This is a genomic window from uncultured Streptococcus sp. (assembly GCF_963511325.1).
GTDB lineage: Bacteria > Bacillota > Bacilli > Lactobacillales > Streptococcaceae > Streptococcus.
Window position 1 is genome coordinate 26,975 of sequence record NZ_CAUPII010000001.1, and the last position, 17,642, is coordinate 44,616.

Below are 17,642 nucleotides of genomic sequence, written 5' to 3' on the forward strand. Positions count from 1 at the left end.
TATAAACGAAGGAGTTGACTATGCAACACTCATCTTGGCATGCTTTGATTAAAGAGCAATTACCTGAGGGTTATTTTGGGAAAATCAATCACTTTATGGAGCAGGTTTATGCCCAAGGAACTGTATATCCTCCTAAAGAAAAGGTTTTTCAGGCTCTTATAACAACTCCTCTGGAAGAGGTTAAGGTGGCGATTCTAGGCCAAGATCCCTATCATGGGCCTGGTCAAGCTCAGGGCTTGAGTTTTTCAGTTCCAGATTCTATTCCAGCACCTCCTTCCTTGCAAAATATTCTAAAGGAACTTGCTGATGATATTGGTCTAAAAGCTTCACATGATTTGACTACTTGGGCCGAGCAGGGGGTCTTGCTTCTCAATGCTTGCTTGACGGTTCCTGCTGGTCAAGCAAATGGTCATGCTGGGCAGATATGGGAACCTTTTACAGATGCTGTGATCAAGGTTGTCAATAATATTGATAGACCCGTAGTTTTTGTACTTTGGGGTGCTTATGCACGTAAGAAGAAGTCCTTGGTTACAAATCCTCAGCACTTGATTATCGAATCAGCCCACCCAAGTCCTCTTTCAGTTTACAGAGGATTTTGGGGTTCCAAGCCTTTTACCAAGGCCAATGCATTCTTAAAAGAAAGTGGACAAGAGCCAATTGATTGGCTTAGATAAGGAGAGAATATGCCCCAGTTAGCGACAATTTGCTACATTGATAATGGAAAAGAATTGCTCATGCTTCATCGCAATAAAAAGCCTAATGATGTCCATGAAGGGAAATGGATCGGTGTAGGTGGAAAGTTAGAACGGGGGGAAACTCCACAAGAATGTGCTGCTCGTGAAATTCTTGAAGAAACTGGTCTAAAAGCAAAACCAGTATTAAAAGGAGTTATCACCTTTCCAGAGTTTACACCAGACCTTGACTGGTACACCTATGTATTTAAAGTAACTGAGTTTGAAGGTGAGTTGATTGACTGTAATGAAGGAACCTTAGAATGGGTTCCTTACGATGAGGTTTTAAGTAAGCCGACCTGGGAAGGGGACCATACCTTTGTAGAGTGGCTTTTAGAAGATAAACCCTTCTTTTCAGCTAAATTTGTCTATGATGGTGATAAATTATTGGATACCCAAGTGGATTTCTACGAATAAAGGAGTAAAGCGATGTTAGTAATCAAAAACGGCCGTGTAATGGATCCTAAGTCTGGTTTGGATCAAGTCAGTGATATTTTAGTTGAAAATGGAAAAATCCTTAAAATCGCTCCTCGAATCGATGTTGAGGAAGTTCAAGTAATAGATGCTACTGGTCTTGTAGTTGCGCCTGGATTGGTGGATATCCATGTTCATTTCCGTGAACCTGGTCAAACTCATAAAGAAGACATTCATACAGGAGCACTAGCAGCAGCTGCAGGTGGATTTACAACTGTCGTTATGATGGCTAATACTAATCCAACTATCTCAGATATTGAGACTTTGCAGGAAGTTCTTCAATCTGCGGCAAAAGAAAAGATCAACGTTAAATCTGTAGCAACAATTACCAAGAGCTTTAATGGCCAAGATTTGACTGACTTTAAGTCGCTTTTAGAAGCTGGAGCTGTTGGATTTTCTGATGATGGGATTCCACTTGAAAGCAGTAAAGTGGTCAAGGAAGCCATGGAAGAGGCTAAAAAGTTAAACACCTTTATCAGTCTGCACGAAGAAGATCCTGGACTGAATGGTACGCTAGGTTTTAATGAAAACATCGCTAAAGAACATTTCCATATCTGCGGTGCTACCGGGGTTGCAGAATACGCTATGATAGCTCGTGATGTCATGATTGCCTATGCAACCAAGGCTCATGTTCATATCCAGCATTTGTCAAAAGAAGAAAGTGTCAAAGTTGTGGAATTTGCTCAAAATATGGGAGCAAACGTAACTGCAGAAGTAGCTCCCCAGCATTTTTCTAAGACTGAAGCTCTTCTTTTGACTAAAGGAAGTAACGCTAAGATGAATCCACCTCTTCGTCTGGAGTCTGACCGTCGTGAAGTTATTGAAGGGCTTAAATCTGGAGTCATTTCTGTCATTGCTACTGACCACGCGCCTCACCATGCTGACGAAAAAAATGTTGAGGATATTACCAAAGCTCCATCAGGTATGACAGGTTTAGAAACTTCTTTGTCACTCGGTTTAACTTACTTAGTAGAAGCTGGTGAGCTAACCCTGATGGAATTATTAGAAAAAATGACAGTAAACCCTGCCAAATTGTATAATTTTGAAGCAGGATATTTGGCTGAAAACGGCCCAGCTGATATTACAATTTTCGATGATAAAGCTGACCGAATTGTTGATACGCATTTTGCTTCTAAAGCAGCTAATTCACCATTCATTGGTGAACAATTAAAAGGGCAGGTTAAATATACTATTTGTATGGGACAAATCGTTTATCAAGCAGATTAGGAGCTTGAGGATGAATTATTTTCGTAAACTTAGAAATCGTAAATGAAATGCTTGCCATGGAGTATATTGTCCAGCCGCTAACCGTGCTAAAATTCAGTATGAAACCAAGGAAAAAGCTGATCATGCTGTAGAGTTTGATAATGGTGGCTTGGTTAGAAGCTATTATTGCGCCTCATGTAATTGCTGGCACACGACATCAAAAACTAGTAATCCACCTTTGAGCTTGAGAAAATACGGCTTAAAGCTTTTTGGCTTGGATGAAAAGGAGTAGAAAGAGTAGGTATGCATTCAACAGAAACTATTAAAGACAAAATCATCTTATTTTTAAAAATTTTCTTTCCTATTTTAATTTATCAATTCTCTAATTATTCCGCATCTTTTGTCGATACCACGATGACGGGCCAATATAATACTCTCGATCTAGCGGGTGTTTCAATTGCAACTAGTTTATGGAATCCTTTCTTTACCTTTTTGACTGGAATTGTCTCAGCCTTGGTCCCTATTATTGGTCACCATTTGGGACAAGGAAAAAAGAAAGAAGTTTCTTCGGATTTTTATCAATTTCTTTATTTGGCTTTAGCCTTATCTATCGTACTTTTTGTCTTGGTTTTCTTTTTAGCACCAATTGTGTTACAATTCATGGGACTGGAAGTGGCTGTATCCAGCGTTGCCATACGTTATCTATGGCTCTTAGCCATCGGTATTATTCCTCTCTTACTCTTTAGTGTTATTCGTTCGTTACTGGATGCACTAGGACTGACAAAATTGTCTATGTATCTCATGCTACTTTTACTTCCTTTAAATAGTGGATTTAACTATTTACTAATATATGGAGCTTTTGGTTTTCCTGAGTTAGGAGGTGCAGGAGCAGGTCTGGGGACTTCCCTTGCCTACTGGGCTTTGTTGCTGATTTCGGTTTTGGTCTTGTTAAAGCATAAAAAGCTCAAGGAATATCAACTCCAAAGACCTATGCCCCTACAAATCAAAAAAATCAAGGAAGCTATTTATCTTGGTCTACCAATAGGTGGGACGGTATTTGCTGAGGTTGCTATTTTTTCAGTTGTTGGTTTGATTATGGCGAAATTCTCATCACTTATTATTGCCAGTCATCAGTCAGCTATGAACTTTTCAAATCTGATGTATGCTTTTCCTATGAGTATTTCAACTACCATGGCCATTGTGATTTCTTATGAGGTAGGAGCTAAACGGTTAGACGATGCTAAACAGTATATCCATATTGGTCGTTTAACAGCTATGGTGTTTGCGGTTTTAACACTTAGTTTTCTCTACATTTATCGTGAAAATGTAGCCAGACTATATGGTCAAGATTCAGAATTTATCCAACTGACAGCTTCTTTTATGACCTATAGTTTGTTCTTCCAGTTAGCTGATACCTTTGCAGCCCCTTTACAAGGTATTTTAAGAGGTTACAAGGATACGATTGTTCCTTTTTGTCTTGGTCTTCTCGGATACTGGGGTGTTGGGATTCCGCTTGGGTTATATCTTGATTATTCGACTAGTTTAGGTGCGTACTCCTATTGGATTGCTCTTATCATTAGTTTAGTTGTCAGTGGATTACTCTATCAGTGGCGTTTACAAGTTATTATGAAAAGATTCAAATAATTTGTTGAAAGTATCCTTGGAAATCACTTTGTGAAATAGTCATTTTATGTAAAGGAAAGTCTTGATTTCATTGACTTTTCTTTTTTTATATTGTGAAAAATTGCAAGCATATTTTTTGACACTAATTAACCTATAAAGTAAAATAGAACTATAAGAATTTAAACTTAGAAAGGCAAGATTATGTCAACTTTAGATAAAAATCTTTTGCTTGAGATGTTCCGTAAGATGGAAGAAATTCGTCGTATGGATTTAAAAATTGCTCAATTAGTAAAAAAAGGAAAAGTGCCAGGAATGACGCACTTTTCTGTTGGTGAGGAAGCTGCTAACGTTGGGGCTATGTTAGCTCTAAACGAAGATGATTTGATTACTTCAAATCACCGTGGTCACGGTCAAGCTATTGCTAAAGGTATTGACCTTAATGGCATGATGGCTGAAATCCTTGGTAAGTATACTGGAACTTGTAAAGGTAAAGGTGGATCAATGCACATCGCCGACCTAGATGCAGGTAACCTTGGTGCTAATGGTATCGTAGGTGGTGGTATGGGGATTGCAGTAGGTGCAGCCCTTACTCAACAAATGAAAAACACTGGTAAAATCGTTGTCTGCTTCTTTGGTGATGGAGCAACTAACGAAGGTGTATTCCACGAAGCTGTTAATATGGCTTCAATTTGGAATCTTCCAGTAATTTTCTACTGTATCAATAACGGTTATGGAATTTCAGCAGATATTAAGAAAATGACCAATGTTCAACATATCCATGAACGTAGCGCAGCTTATGGTATTCCTGGTATGTTTATTGAAGATGGTAACAATGTTATCGATGTCTACGAAGGATTTAAGAAAGCAGTTGACCATGTTCGTTCTGGTAAAGGTCCTGTCTTGATTGAAAGTGTAACCTATCGTTGGCTTGGTCACTCATCATCAGACCCTGGTAAATATCGTACACGTGAAGAAGTCGATATGTGGAAGGAAAAAGATCCAATCGAAAACCTCCGCAAGTACCTTGTTGAAAATAAAATTGCTAGTGCAGAAGAACTTGAAGAAATTCAGGCTCAAGTCAAGGAAGCAGTGGAGGCATCTGTTAAGTTTGCAGAAGAAAGTCCATTCCCTCCGCTTGAATCAGCATTTGAAGATATTTACGCAGACTAAGGAGAAGTAGAGAAAATATGGAAACTAAATTAATGTCTTTCCGCGATACCATTATCCTTGCTATGTCTGAGGAAATGCGTCGTGATGAAAATGTACTCTTGATGGGTGAAGATGTCGGTGTCTTTGGTGGAGACTTTGGTACATCTGTAGGTATGCTTGAAGAATTTGGACCAGAACGTGTACGTGACTGTCCAATTTCAGAAGCTGCAATTTCTGGTGCTGCTGCTGGTGCTGCTATGACTGGACTTCGTCCAATCGTTGATATGACTTTCATGGACTTTTCAGTTATTGCCATGGATAATATCGTCAACCAAGCAGCTAAAACTCGTTACATGTTTGGCGGTAAAGGTCAAGTGCCTATGACAATCCGCTGTGCAGCAGGTAATGGTGTAGGTTCTGCAGCTCAACACTCACAATCATTGGAAACATGGTTTACGCATATCCCAGGATTGAAAGTAGTAGCTCCAGGTACACCAGCTGATATGAAGGGACTTCTCAAGTCTTCTATTCGTGATAACAACCCTGTTATCATTCTTGAATACAAGTCAGAATTTAACCAAAAAGGCGAAGTGCCTGTTGATCCTGACTACACCATTCCACTTGGTGTCGGAGAAATCAAACGCGAAGGAACTGATGTAACAGTAGTAACATATGGTAAAATGCTTCGTCGTGTTATGCAAGCAGCTGAAGAATTGGCTGAGGAAGGCATTTCAGTAGAAGTAGTAGACCCACGTACTTTGGTTCCACTTGATAAAGACATCATCATTAACTCAGTTAAGAAAACAGGAAAAGTAGTTCTTGTCAATGATGCTCACAAGACAAGTGGTTTTATCGGTGAAATCTCAGCTATTATCTCAGAATCAGAAGCATTTGATTATTTGGATGCACCAATCCGCCGTTGCGCAGGTGAAGATGTACCAATGCCTTATGCACAAAATCTTGAAAATGCAATGATTCCAACAGTTGAAAGCATCAAAGATGCAATCCGTAAAACTCATAACAAACAATAATACATAATATAAATTATGTAAACGAAACTTATTTGAGATAATTTTTGTATCCAAGTAAGTTGAAAAGTTGCGACAGGAGAGAGTCGGGTCGATATTAACCGACGAACGACTTAGTAAGTCTACTAGGTTGACCGCCTTATAGCGGCAACCGTAGTAACTTGAGATACGATTCGTATCCAAGTTACTTGTAGAGTTGAACTCGGGCTTAAGTCTGTTTGAAAAAGATAAACTTTCCTAGAAACTAAAGTTTCTTCGTCAAGTTTACTATTTTCACTGTGACTTTTGACGCCCTTAGTATCTTATAATAGAATAGGAGAGGTCATGGCTGATGATAAGCTAAGAGCGACTCCTGCAGCTAGAAAATTAGCGGATGATTTAGGAATTAATCTCTACGATATTTCTGGCTCAGGCGCAAACGGTCGTGTCCACAAAGAAGACGTGGAAACATATAAAGACACTAATGTGGTTCGCATTTCGCCACTCGCAAAACGAATTGCCCTTGAACATAACATTGCATGGCAGGAAATCCAAGGAACTGGTCATCGTGGCAAAATTATGAAGAAGGATGTTTTAGCTTTCCTTCCTGAAAATATCGAAAACGATACGATTAAATCACCTGCTCAAATTGAGAAAGTAGAAGAAGTTCCAGATAACGTGACACCTTATGGAGAAATCGAACGCATTCCGATGACACCAATGCGTAAGGTTATTGCTCAACGTATGGTTGAATCATACTTGACTGCCCCAACCTTTACGCTTAACTACGATGTTGATATGTCTGAATTGCTTGCCCTTCGTAAGAAAGTCCTTGATCCAATCATGGAAGCAACTGGTAAGAAAATTACCGTTACAGACTTGCTTTCACTTGCAGTTGTTAAGACTCTTATGAAACACCCATACATCAATGCGTCATTAACTGAAGATGGTAAGACAATCATCACTCACAACTATGTCAACCTTGCGATGGCAGTTGGTATGGATAATGGATTGATGACACCAGTTGTCTATAATGCAGAAAAAATGAGCTTGTCTGAGTTGGTAGTTGCATTTAAAGACGTTATTGGACGTACCTTGGATGGTAAACTAGCTCCTAGCGAATTGCAAAATTCAACCTTCACCATCAGTAACTTGGGGATGTTTGGTGTTCAATCATTCGGTCCTATCATCAATCAACCAAACTCAGCAATTCTCGGAGTTAGCTCAACAGTTGAGAAACCAGTTGTAGTTAATGGTGAAATCGTGATTCGTCCAATTATGAGTCTTGGATTGACAATTGACCACCGTGTCGTAGATGGTATGGCTGGTGCTAAGTTTATGAAAGACTTAAAAGTTTTGATTGAGAACCCAATCTCAATGTTGGTTTAAAGTATTTGTTTTAGAAAAATAGATAGAGGAAGTAAGATATGGCCTTAGAAGTAATTATGCCAAAAGCCGGCGTGGATATGACAGAAGGACAAATCGTCCAATGGAATAAAAAAGTCGGAGAATTTGTAAAAGAAGGAGAAATCCTTTTGGAAATCATGACTGACAAAGTCAGCATGGAATTGGAAGCAGAAGAAGATGGATACTTAATCGCTATCCTTAAAGGGGATGGTGAAACTGTTCCAGTTACAGAAGTAATCGGCTATCTTGGTGAAGAAGGGGAAAATATCCCATCAGCAGGAGCTGCTGCACCAGAAGCTAGCCCAGTACCTGCAGTAAGTGCTTCAAACGATGATGGTAAGAGCGATGATGCTTACGATATCGTTGTTATTGGTGGTGGACCTGCTGGTTATGTATCTGCCATCAAAGCTGCTCAATTGGGTGGTAAGGTTGCTCTTGTTGAGAAATCTGAACTTGGTGGAACATGCTTGAACCGTGGATGTATCCCAACTAAGACTTACCTTCACAACGCTGAAATTATCGAAAATATCGGTCATGCAGCAAATCGTGGTATTGTGATAGAAAATCCTAACTTCACAGTTGATATGGACAAACTTTTAGAAACAAAATCTAAAGTTGTTAATACTCTTGTTGGTGGTGTTGCAGGACTCCTTCGTAGTTACGGAGTTGATGTTCATAAGGGTATCGGTACAATCACTAAAGATAAGAATGTCTTGGTAAATGGTTCTGAATTGCTTGAAACTAAGAAGATTATCCTTGCTGGTGGTTCAAAAGTAAGCAAAATCAACGTTCCTGGTATGGAATCATCACTTGTGATGACTAGTGATGATATCCTTGAAATGAACGAAGTTCCAGAAAGCCTTGTCATCATTGGTGGCGGTGTTGTCGGAATCGAACTTGGACAAGCCTTCATGACATTTGGTTCAAAAGTTACTGTTATCGAAATGATGGACCGTATTGTTCCAGCTATGGATGCTGAAGTATCTAAGAATCTTCGTTTAATCCTTGAACGTAAAGGTATGACTATCTTGACAGACACTAAACTTCAAGAAATCATTGAAGAAGATGGCAAACTTCGTATCAAGGTTGAAGGAAAAGATGATATCATCGCAAATAAAGCACTTCTTTCAATCGGTCGTGTTCCAGATCTTGAAGGTATCGGAGAAGTTGAGTTTGAGTTAGACCGTGGTCGTATCAAGGTTAACGAGTACATGGAAACTTCTGTTCATGGTATTTATGCACCAGGTGATATCAACGGTACTAAGATGTTGGCTCACGCTGCCTTCCGTATGGGTGAAGTAGCGGCTGAAAATGCTCTTAAAGGAAACCACGCTGTTGCCAAATTAAACTTAACTCCTGCAGCTATCTACACACTTCCAGAAGTAGCAGCAGTTGGTTTGACTGAAGAACAAGCTCGTGAGAAATACGATGTCCAAATTGGTAAATTCAACTTTGCAGCAAACGGTCGTGCCATTGCTTCTGATGCAGCACAAGGTTTCGTTAAGGTTATTGCCGATAAGAAATATGGTGAAATCCTTGGTGTTCATATCATTGGTCCTGCTGCTGCAGAGTTGATCAATGAAGCGTCAAGTATCATCGAAATGGAAATCACTGTTGAAGAAATGCTTAAGACAATCCACGGACACCCAACATACTCTGAAGTTATGTACGAAGCATTTGCTGATGTTCTTGGAATGGCCATCCATTCACCTAAGAAAAAATAAAGATAGATAGTTTAGACTGGAATTTTTTTCCAGTCTCTATCGTATAAAGGGATATCATGAAATATATTATCAATCATTCAAACGACACTGCCTTTAATATCGCTTTAGAGGAATATGCTTTTAAACACCTTTTGGACGAGGATCAAATCTTCCTTCTTTGGATCAACAAACCATCTATCATTGTAGGACGTCACCAAAATACGATTGAAGAAATTAACCGTGACTATGTTCGTGAAAATGGAATTGAAGTAGTCCGTCGAATCAGTGGTGGTGGAGCTGTTTACCATGATTTAAACAACCTTAATTATACAATCATTTCAAAAGAAGATGAAAACAAGGCCTTTGACTTCAAGAGCTTCTCTACTCCCGTGATCAACACCTTGGCTCAACTTGGTGTTAAAGCTGAATTTACAGGCCGCAATGACCTTGAGATTGACGGTAAGAAATTCTGTGGAAATGCTCAAGCCTATATCAATGGCCGTATCATGCACCATGGTTGCCTTCTCTTTGACGTTGATTTGTCAGTCCTTGCTAACGCACTTAAAGTGTCTAAAGATAAGTTCGAATCTAAAGGTGTTAAATCAGTCCGTGCTCGCGTAACCAATATCATCGATGAGTTACCAGAAAAGATTACTGTTGAAGAATTCCGTGACTTACTTTTGGAATATATGAAAAAAGAATACCCTGAAATGACAGAATATGTCTTTTCAGATGAGGAATTGGCTGAAATCAATCGAATCAAAGAAACTAAGTTTGGAACTTGGGACTGGAACTATGGTAAATCACCTGAATACAATGTCCGTCGTGGAACTAAATTCCCTAGCGGTAAGGTTGAAATCTTTGCTAATGTTATCGAATCAAAAATTCAAGACATCAAGATTTACGGTGACTTCTTTGGTATCGAAGACGTAGCAGCTGTAGAAGATGTCCTTCGTGGTGTTAAATACGAACGCGAAGATGTACTTAAAGCTCTTCAAACCATTAACCTAGGTCGTTACTTCGCAGGAATCACTGCAGAAGAAATTGCTGAGGCGGTTGTTGAATAAAGAAAAAAGAAGTTGGTTTTATATCCAGCTTCTTTTTTGCAAGAATTACGTACATAATTTATATTATGTATCTTATAAACTATCCAAGGCATTTTTCTGCTCATCATTAACGATATGTGTATACAAGTCAGTTACTTGTGTGCTTGCATGTCCAAGTTGATGACTTACCAAAACTTGTGATTTGGTTGCATCATATAGACGTGTTGCAAGCGTATGGCGTAGTTTGTGGGGAGTTACGCGGACTTTAAAGTCTTCCGAATACTTGGCCACCATCTTTTCAACACTAGAAGTATCGATACGGTTTGGAACACCTCGATACAAGGTCAGAAAGAGAGCTGTATCAGTCCTTTCTGTCTTATAACGTTTGTCTCGAATAGCAAGATATTGCTCCAGATAAGGCTTAGCAAAGGCGGCTACATTTACCGAATCGCGTTTCCCACCTTTTCGAGTGACGTCAATGACCATCATCTTAAGATTGAGGTCACGAAGGTCTAGGTTAACAGCTTCAGATAAACGGACACCAGATGCCAAGAGAAGGGCGATAATGGCCAAATCACGTTCCTTATTTTTTTTAAACGATGATAGAGCACGATTTGAGAGTTGTTGTGGGTACTCTTGGTCGATATAAGTCAGAAAACCTTCTGTTTCATCACCTAAAAAGAGTTTTTGCTTGATATTCTCAGCCCGTGCAGCCAAGGTTTCTTTCTTTTTCTTGGTAGCAACCTTCTTCATGACATTACGATAGAAATAAGGTTCCCCTTGCTCGTTTTCAACTTCCTCAGTTAAATACTTATAAAGACTAGAAAGAGCTGATAAAGTACGGTTAATGGTTGTTTGGGAGACACCATTTTTAGTTGTATTAGCATTAAGCAAAGGACGTTCACGTAAGTAAAGAATAAAAGATTCCATGTCTTTCTTTGTCATATTCTCAAGTACATCTAAAGGTATATTTGCCATGGTGTCAGCATTCGATATACCAGATTCTAAAACCCAGCTGAAAAATCGATCGTATTCCTTTAAGTATTCGTACAAGGTCGTAAAACTGTATGGAACAGCTAGTTTTGATTGATAATATTCCAAAACATACCAGGGCATGACTTGTTTAAGTTTATCAATCCGTTCTAATAAGATCTCGCGTTTCATGTTTTTTCTCCAAATCTTTCTATACTAGTAGTATAGCATAGCCAGATATATTTTTCAAGAAAATTATAGTTTTTCGGAAAGATGTTACAGGAGATATATAGGATTGTCTTAGTAAGCTATATAATGGAAAAATAGCTTAAAATTTGGTAATTCATTGCTTTATTGAACTTATAGTTTTAAAATTTCTAATCTTCTACAGTGTATTTGATTGTAATAAAAAACTCGATTCCATCTTTTAGGGACCGAGTTTTTGTTTTTATATTGTTTTCATCTATAAGAATCTGTCGATCAAATAAATCTAAAAAATCTTTTTCTTAAATTATTACCTGATACAACATAATATAAATTATGTAAATTAATACTGCTATAAAAGCAAATCTTTTACTTTTCCAATTTCACTTTTTGGAATCACGAGATGAATCATATCACCTAGATACATCCTTGTAGATCCATTTACTGTCTTACTTTTACCATTATGTACTTGGGTTGTGATAAGCACATTATGAGGTAAATTGAGTTCGTGTACCTGCTTACCAGCTATTTTGTCTGAAACCGGAATTTCTATCAGTGTAACTTCTCCATCATCAGTTGCTGATTCAGGTAGCATTTTCTCCAACATGGCTTCATAGACAGGCGCTCCTTTTAGCAAATCCATGACGATGTAGGCAACTAGTGTCACCATACCTAAAGGCATGAGATTGCGGATGTCACCAACCATTTCCGTCACAAGAATCATAGCTGTCAAAGGTGCTTTTGAGATAGCCCCAAAATAACCACTCATTCCAAGAATTACAAAAATGGGAAATTGCTGCTGGGTAACAAGTCCAAAATTGACACAAATAACGCCTACTAGGGCACCAAGTAAGGATCCTAAAGCTAAAATCGGTAAGAAAATACCACCTGGCAGTCCACTTCCGTAACTAATCATGCTCCAGATAAAGCGAATGATGAAGTAAATTAAAAGAATTTGGAAACTATAATCTTGTTCCGTTAAGGACAAGACAAGCTGATTGCCTCCACCAAGTATCTGTGGCAGGAAGATTCCAACTGGAATAATCAGGATAAAAGCAAAAATTGGATGATAAGCTTTATCAATATGAACCTTTTGGCCAATCCAATCATAAACTTTTCCGACATTTAGAACGGCTTTTTCATAAAGAAAACCTGAGAGCCCAAGAAAAATTCCCATCACCAGATAAATCCAATATTGATTCAAACTCATGAGAGGGATATCATCAGGCATATCCAGAACAGGTGTTAAGCCAAAGATGAGAAGAGAGACAAAGTTTGCTACCAGACTGGCTGCCAAGGTAGAAACCCAGAAGAATCGTGAAAAGTGATGGTAAACTTCTTCTACTACAAAAAGCAGACCTGCTATTGGAGCGTTAAAGGCTGCAGCAAGTCCAGCAGCAGCTCCACTCGCGATTAAAGAACGCTCTTCGACAGGGCTAGACTTGAGCCATTTTGCAATTCCTTTACCTCCAACGGCGCCTAGTTGAATACTTGGACCTTCACGCCCTAACATGAGTCCACTAGCAATTGCGAGAATACCCAGAACATATTTCTTCCATAGCACACTCCACCAGTTGAGTGACATGAGACCTTTTAACTCTGCTTCAACTTGAGGAATACCAGAACCTTTAATATCTTTTTCTGAGCGTGTTAATTTGGCGCTAAGTAAGCAAATGAGGATATAAAACAATAAAATGATCAATAGATTCCGTATCAGATTCTCTTGGTCTTGATAAAATCCTTGAACAATATGAAAGCCTTTTTCGATCAAAAATCGAAATGATCCTACAATAAGTCCTACGACTAATCCAACAATAATACCTCGCCCTACTTGAGCTAAGATTGTACTGGACGCGAAGGCAAATTCTTTCTTGGAACTAAGTATTTCCGATTGTTCCTCCATAATTCTCTCCTTTAATTATCTTTTACTAGTTTCTGGAACGATCGTTTTAATCGGTTCAAAACTGGTGCGATGAATAGGTGTGACACCGTGCTTTTCAATTCCTTCTAGATGCTTAGCAGTTCCATAGCCAGCATTTTGAGCAAAATCATAGCCTGGAAATTCTTGGTCATAGTTAGCCATGATCTTATCTCTGGTAACTTTAGCTATAATCGATGCTGCTGCAATAGATAAGGAGTTGGCATCTCCTTTGATGATGGATGTCTGAGAAATCGGCAAGTCCAACTTCATAGCATCAATCAAGAGGTGCTCTGGTTGAGGCTCAAGCTGATAAATAGCTTCTTTCATGGCTAGTTTCGTCGCTTCGTAGATATTGACTTGATCAATGACTTGATTGTCCATAATCCCAATACCGATTGCTAGGGCATTATCTTTGACAGCCTGAAAAATCTCCTCGTGTTTTTTCTTAGGAATCTTCTTACTGTCATTTAAGCCTTTAATCTTACAATTTTGGGGAAGAATGACTGCTGCAGCAACAACAGGTCCAGCTAAAGGACCACGTCCAACTTCATCTACACCTGCAATTAAGCTAATCCCTTGTGCATAAAGCTCTTTTTCGTAAGCTAACATGCCTTCTAAGCGCAGATTTTCATCAATTTCAGCTTGAAGGGCTTTTTTCCGCTTTTGAATTTCTTTTTGGACACCTGAACGAGAATCTTTTTCGAATTCCTTAAACAAGGGACTTTCAAGTTCAGTTATCTTTGCTAATTCTTCTTTTATTTCTTTAATCGTTGCCATTGAGGTCTTCCAATGTATCTAATGTATAGTTACCTAGTTTTCCATCACGAACTTCTTTGACGAAGAGATTGTAAAAGCGATCATAATCATCACGGAAACCAAGGATACGAGTCATGTCCATGATAATTTCAGGAGCTTCATCGTCCAGATTCATTTGTTTAAAACGTTCTTGAAGCTTATCAGGGTAATGTGTTTTAAAGTAATTAAGCCCGAAGATCGTCACTTCATCCATTGGAAGCAATTGATCCTTGATCGCTCCGGTAAGAGCAAGTTTAAGGGCGACAGTTTCATCTTCAAATTTTGGCCAGAGAATCCCTGGAGTATCCAATATTTCCAAATCCTTATTTGTTTTGAGCCATTGTTGGCCTTTTGTCACACCTGGCTTGTTACCAACTACAGCAATTTTCTTACCTGCCAAACGGTTCATCAGGGTTGATTTACCAGCGTTTGGAATCCCGATTATCATGGTACGTAAGGTTTCGATTTGAATCCCACGTTCCTTTTGACGAGCGATTTTATCTGCCATGAGTTTCTTGGCGGCATCTGTAACGACTTTAACTGTAATTTGCTCTTTAGAATTGATTGCCAGTGTTTGAATGCCTTGTGATTCAAAATGCTGACGCCATTCTTTTGTTAATACTGGGTCTGCAAGATCTGCCTTGTTCAAAATCAATAGTCTTGGTTTATCTCCGATGATTTTAGTCAGCATCGGATTTTGACTTGACAAGGGTAAACGTGCATCAACTAAAACTGTCACAAAATCAACAAATTTTAAATTTTCCTGGACCTGACGACGCGCTTTAGACATATGCCCAGGAAACCATTGAATAGTTGCCATAATGTAAAATTCCTTTCTCAGTTTGGATTTTATCTATTTTTTTATTTTCTCGAGTAAGCAATAGATAGCTTTTTTTCTAAAAATAAATCACTAACCTTTATTATATCATGATTTCTCCTATTTGACTCTCTATTCAGTCTATTGGTTTTTTTATTCCTTCCTCTAAAACGATTGAAAAATAATAGTGTTCACCATGATTTTTTACATAATGCTTTATATACTTTTCTGTTTGAGGAATGGATTTGCTACAATCGCTAGTTGGATCTTGTTTCTCATAATGCCAATTGTCATAAGTATGTGTCAATTGAGCATTTTTGTAGCAAAACACATCTCCACCTAATATGGTCAGATTATTCGCTTGGACAATAGCAAGTAAGTCTGTTATAACTGAGTAGCTATAAGCGTATGCATTAATCCCTAAGTGGTTTAGATTTATTGTATATGTTCAAAATTCAATTTCATAAAAGAAATTCCTCGATTTTCTCTTGATATGCAAAATCGATAACCACTTTGCAGTCGTTATCGATTGTAATGATTTTTAATCTTTTTCACCAAGCTGACTGTTGATTCTCATCATGATACTTGCAATTTTTTCTCCCCAATATGGATCTGAAGCATAGAGAACATTCATACCTGATGCTTTATTTCCTAGGTATGTTCTGCCATTATCGATGTAATTTTCGCGAATCCACTTGGCTGCACCTAAGATACCCTTATCAACATCATCAAAGCTTTTAGCTGAATCATATGGTGTTGTATCGTAAGCTGCGATACCGAAGAAATTATTTTTATCCTTAGCAATTTGGCTACGTCCCCATGAACTTTCAAGGGCACTATGGGCGATTAGATATAGAGCGTTGATCTGATAACGTTCTTCAGCTTCTTTAAAGATTGCCCCCTTACCTGCCAGACGACTTCCCTTGATATTCATAAGAGAATAGACTTTATCTAATTCCTCAGCCGTGTAATTGCTTGGTTTTCTTAAATCTCTAAATAAGAAAGGATTTTCAACTGTAAAGTTTTCAAAGTTAATACCATCAGCTGAATAGTATTTTTTGCCAATGGCCATTGATGAATTATGAGGTGCTACACGAATACTTGCGTAAGGTGATAACTCATGGTAAAGATAACGACCATCCGTAGTATAGTGAGGAATGAATTCACTATCTGAGCTGACCGCTACTAGATCACTCTTGTTCATATATCCTGAAAGTCCTGATATTTTGACTGGAAGTCGACCACCTTGGACTTCATCCCCAGTAACCGAAACAATGCTACCTTGTGAGATATAGCTGAGTCTATCACCAGAAGCACTGTATACATAAGCTGTAATTGGTGTTACTTTATAATAGGATGATGGATCAGAAATCCATTTTCCATTGTTTTGGAATGAATAGTCTTTACCTTTGATTTTGAAAGTCCCTGTTACATATACCCCATCCTCTTTGAGGTAATACCAAGCATCATAGTTCTTATCAAAAATCCATTCATTCTTAGCCATATAGCCACCAGATTTTAGATAGTAAGCACCCTGCCATTGATTTTCAGCATAGGTGCCGTCCGACTTGAGGTAGAACCAGCTATTATATTTCTTATCAAAGATCCATTCATTCTCAGCCATGGCTCCACTATCTTTTAGATAGTATTTAGATTTCCATTGGCTACTTAGCATGTCACCATCTTTATTAAAATAGTACCATGTACCGCTGATTTTCTCCCACTTGTCACGATTGATTTTTCCTGCTTGATTACCGTAGTACCATTTATCAGCAATTTTTACCCAAGAAGATTCTGCCATAGCACCGCTATTATTCAATAGATAATCATTAAAGATAGTGCTACTAAGCATGATACCATCTTGATTGAAATAGTACCAAACACCAGCTATCTTTTTCCAAGTATTACGAGTAACTTTCCCGTCCTCAGTGGCATAATACCATTTATCAGCAATTTTTACCCAAGAATTTTCTTCCATAGCACCACTATTCTTGAGAAGATAATCATTATAAATAGTATTACTTAACATTGTGCCGGATTCATCAAATCGGTACCAGACTCCAGCTATCTTTTTCCAACTATTACGAGTAACTTTCCCATCTTCATTGGCATAGTACCATTTATCAGCAATTTTTACCCAAGAAGATTCTGCCATAGCACCGCTATTATTCAATAGATAATCATTAAAGATAGTGCTACTAAGCATGATACCATCTTGATTGAAATAGTACCAGACTCCTGCTATTTTTTTCCAATTTGAAACAGGCTGATTATTTTCATAATAACGCCATTGGTTATTTTCTTTTTGCCAACCTTCTTTGTTAACTACCTCTACTATTGCTTCTTTTGAAGATTGTTCCTGGGTATCAGGAGTTTTAGAGGTTGCTTTTTCAGCTTCGCTTTGTTTTTTTCTTCTCATTGCTTACTGTATTCGAAGAAGCTCTTTCTGATGATTGAATATTATTGGTGGCTTGAGAATCCTCGGCATAGACGGTCGTTTTTGCAAAACCTGCCATAGAGAGGGCAACCGTACTTGCCAGCAATATTTTTTTCATTCTTTTTCTCCTAACAAATACATAGATATTGT

At 38.3% G+C, this 17,642-nt stretch carries 16 protein-coding genes; 9 read left to right on the plus strand and 7 right to left on the minus strand.

The window, feature by feature from the left end:
* Nucleotides 1-20 precede the first annotated feature (20 nt).
* From RQ973_RS00145 to RQ973_RS00185, 9 genes are all read left to right on the plus strand, one after another.
* A complete protein-coding gene (locus tag RQ973_RS00145) occupies nucleotides 21-674 on the plus strand; it encodes a uracil-DNA glycosylase (protein WP_049509671.1) in 654 nt (217 codons plus the stop codon).
* A 9-nt stretch (nucleotides 675-683) separates the two neighbouring features.
* Nucleotides 684-1,148, plus strand: coding sequence for an 8-oxo-dGTP diphosphatase (locus RQ973_RS00150; RefSeq protein ID WP_001135775.1), 465 nt, complete (start codon nucleotides 684-686; stop codon nucleotides 1,146-1,148).
* 12 nt (nucleotides 1,149-1,160) lie between these two features.
* Nucleotides 1,161-2,432, plus strand: coding sequence for a dihydroorotase (locus RQ973_RS00155; protein WP_311522288.1), 1,272 nt, complete (start codon nucleotides 1,161-1,163; stop codon nucleotides 2,430-2,432).
* 282 nt (nucleotides 2,433-2,714) lie between these two features.
* Complete coding sequence (locus RQ973_RS00160; RefSeq protein WP_311522289.1) at nucleotides 2,715-4,055, plus strand: MATE family efflux transporter; 1,341 nt, start codon at nucleotides 2,715-2,717, stop codon at nucleotides 4,053-4,055.
* 180 nt (nucleotides 4,056-4,235) lie between these two features.
* Nucleotides 4,236-5,204, plus strand: a complete 969-nt coding sequence (locus RQ973_RS00165; protein ID WP_311522290.1) for a thiamine pyrophosphate-dependent dehydrogenase E1 component subunit alpha — start codon at nucleotides 4,236-4,238, stop codon at nucleotides 5,202-5,204.
* 17 nt (nucleotides 5,205-5,221) lie between these two features.
* Nucleotides 5,222-6,214: an alpha-ketoacid dehydrogenase subunit beta gene (locus RQ973_RS00170; RefSeq protein WP_311522291.1), complete on the plus strand. Its 993-nt coding sequence runs from the start codon at nucleotides 5,222-5,224 to the stop codon at nucleotides 6,212-6,214.
* Between the two features lie 321 nt (nucleotides 6,215-6,535).
* Nucleotides 6,536-7,579, plus strand: coding sequence for a dihydrolipoamide acetyltransferase (locus RQ973_RS00175; protein WP_311522292.1), 1,044 nt, complete (start codon nucleotides 6,536-6,538; stop codon nucleotides 7,577-7,579).
* A gap of 38 nt (nucleotides 7,580-7,617) precedes the next feature.
* A complete protein-coding gene (lpdA, locus tag RQ973_RS00180) occupies nucleotides 7,618-9,321 on the plus strand; it encodes a dihydrolipoyl dehydrogenase (RefSeq protein WP_281335602.1) in 1,704 nt (567 codons plus the stop codon).
* A 56-nt stretch (nucleotides 9,322-9,377) separates the two neighbouring features.
* Nucleotides 9,378-10,367 carry a lipoate--protein ligase gene (locus tag RQ973_RS00185; RefSeq protein ID WP_311522293.1) on the plus strand — a complete coding sequence of 330 codons (990 nt, stop codon included), beginning with the start codon at nucleotides 9,378-9,380 and terminating at the stop codon, nucleotides 10,365-10,367.
* Nucleotides 10,368-10,439: 72 nt separating this feature from the next.
* Here the strand turns inward: RQ973_RS00185 and xerS are convergent, their stop codons facing one another.
* The 7 genes from xerS to RQ973_RS09440 form a co-directional block, all read right to left on the minus strand.
* Entirely contained in the window at nucleotides 10,440-11,510 is a 1,071-nt protein-coding gene (gene xerS, locus RQ973_RS00190; protein ID WP_311522296.1) for a tyrosine recombinase XerS, read from the minus strand.
* A 364-nt stretch (nucleotides 11,511-11,874) separates the two neighbouring features.
* A complete protein-coding gene (locus tag RQ973_RS00195) occupies nucleotides 11,875-13,425 on the minus strand; it encodes a chloride channel protein (RefSeq protein WP_311522297.1) in 1,551 nt (516 codons plus the stop codon).
* 15 nt (nucleotides 13,426-13,440) lie between these two features.
* The gene (locus RQ973_RS00200; protein WP_075231342.1) at nucleotides 13,441-14,220 is read right to left on the minus strand and encodes a ribonuclease HII; all 780 of its coding nucleotides are present in this window, start codon (nucleotides 14,218-14,220) and stop codon (nucleotides 13,441-13,443) included.
* On the minus strand, nucleotides 14,207-15,058 hold the full coding sequence (gene ylqF / locus RQ973_RS00205; RefSeq protein ID WP_075231341.1) for a ribosome biogenesis GTPase YlqF: 852 nt from the start codon (nucleotides 15,056-15,058) through the stop codon (nucleotides 14,207-14,209). The genes RQ973_RS00200 and ylqF overlap by 14 nt, the downstream gene beginning before the upstream one ends.
* A 133-nt stretch (nucleotides 15,059-15,191) precedes the next feature.
* On the minus strand, nucleotides 15,192-15,494 hold the full coding sequence (imm40, locus tag RQ973_RS09435; protein WP_083301272.1) for an Imm40 family immunity protein: 303 nt from the start codon (nucleotides 15,492-15,494) through the stop codon (nucleotides 15,192-15,194).
* A 102-nt stretch (nucleotides 15,495-15,596) separates the two neighbouring features.
* A complete protein-coding gene (locus RQ973_RS00210; RefSeq protein ID WP_399553128.1) occupies nucleotides 15,597-17,474 on the minus strand; it encodes a glucosaminidase domain-containing protein in 1,878 nt (625 codons plus the stop codon).
* Nucleotides 17,446-17,610 carry a hypothetical protein gene (locus RQ973_RS09440; protein WP_399553129.1) on the minus strand — a complete coding sequence of 55 codons (165 nt, stop codon included), beginning with the start codon at nucleotides 17,608-17,610 and terminating at the stop codon, nucleotides 17,446-17,448. Before RQ973_RS09440 ends, RQ973_RS00210 begins: the two co-directional genes overlap by 29 nt.
* Between the last annotated feature and the right edge of the window lie 32 nt (nucleotides 17,611-17,642).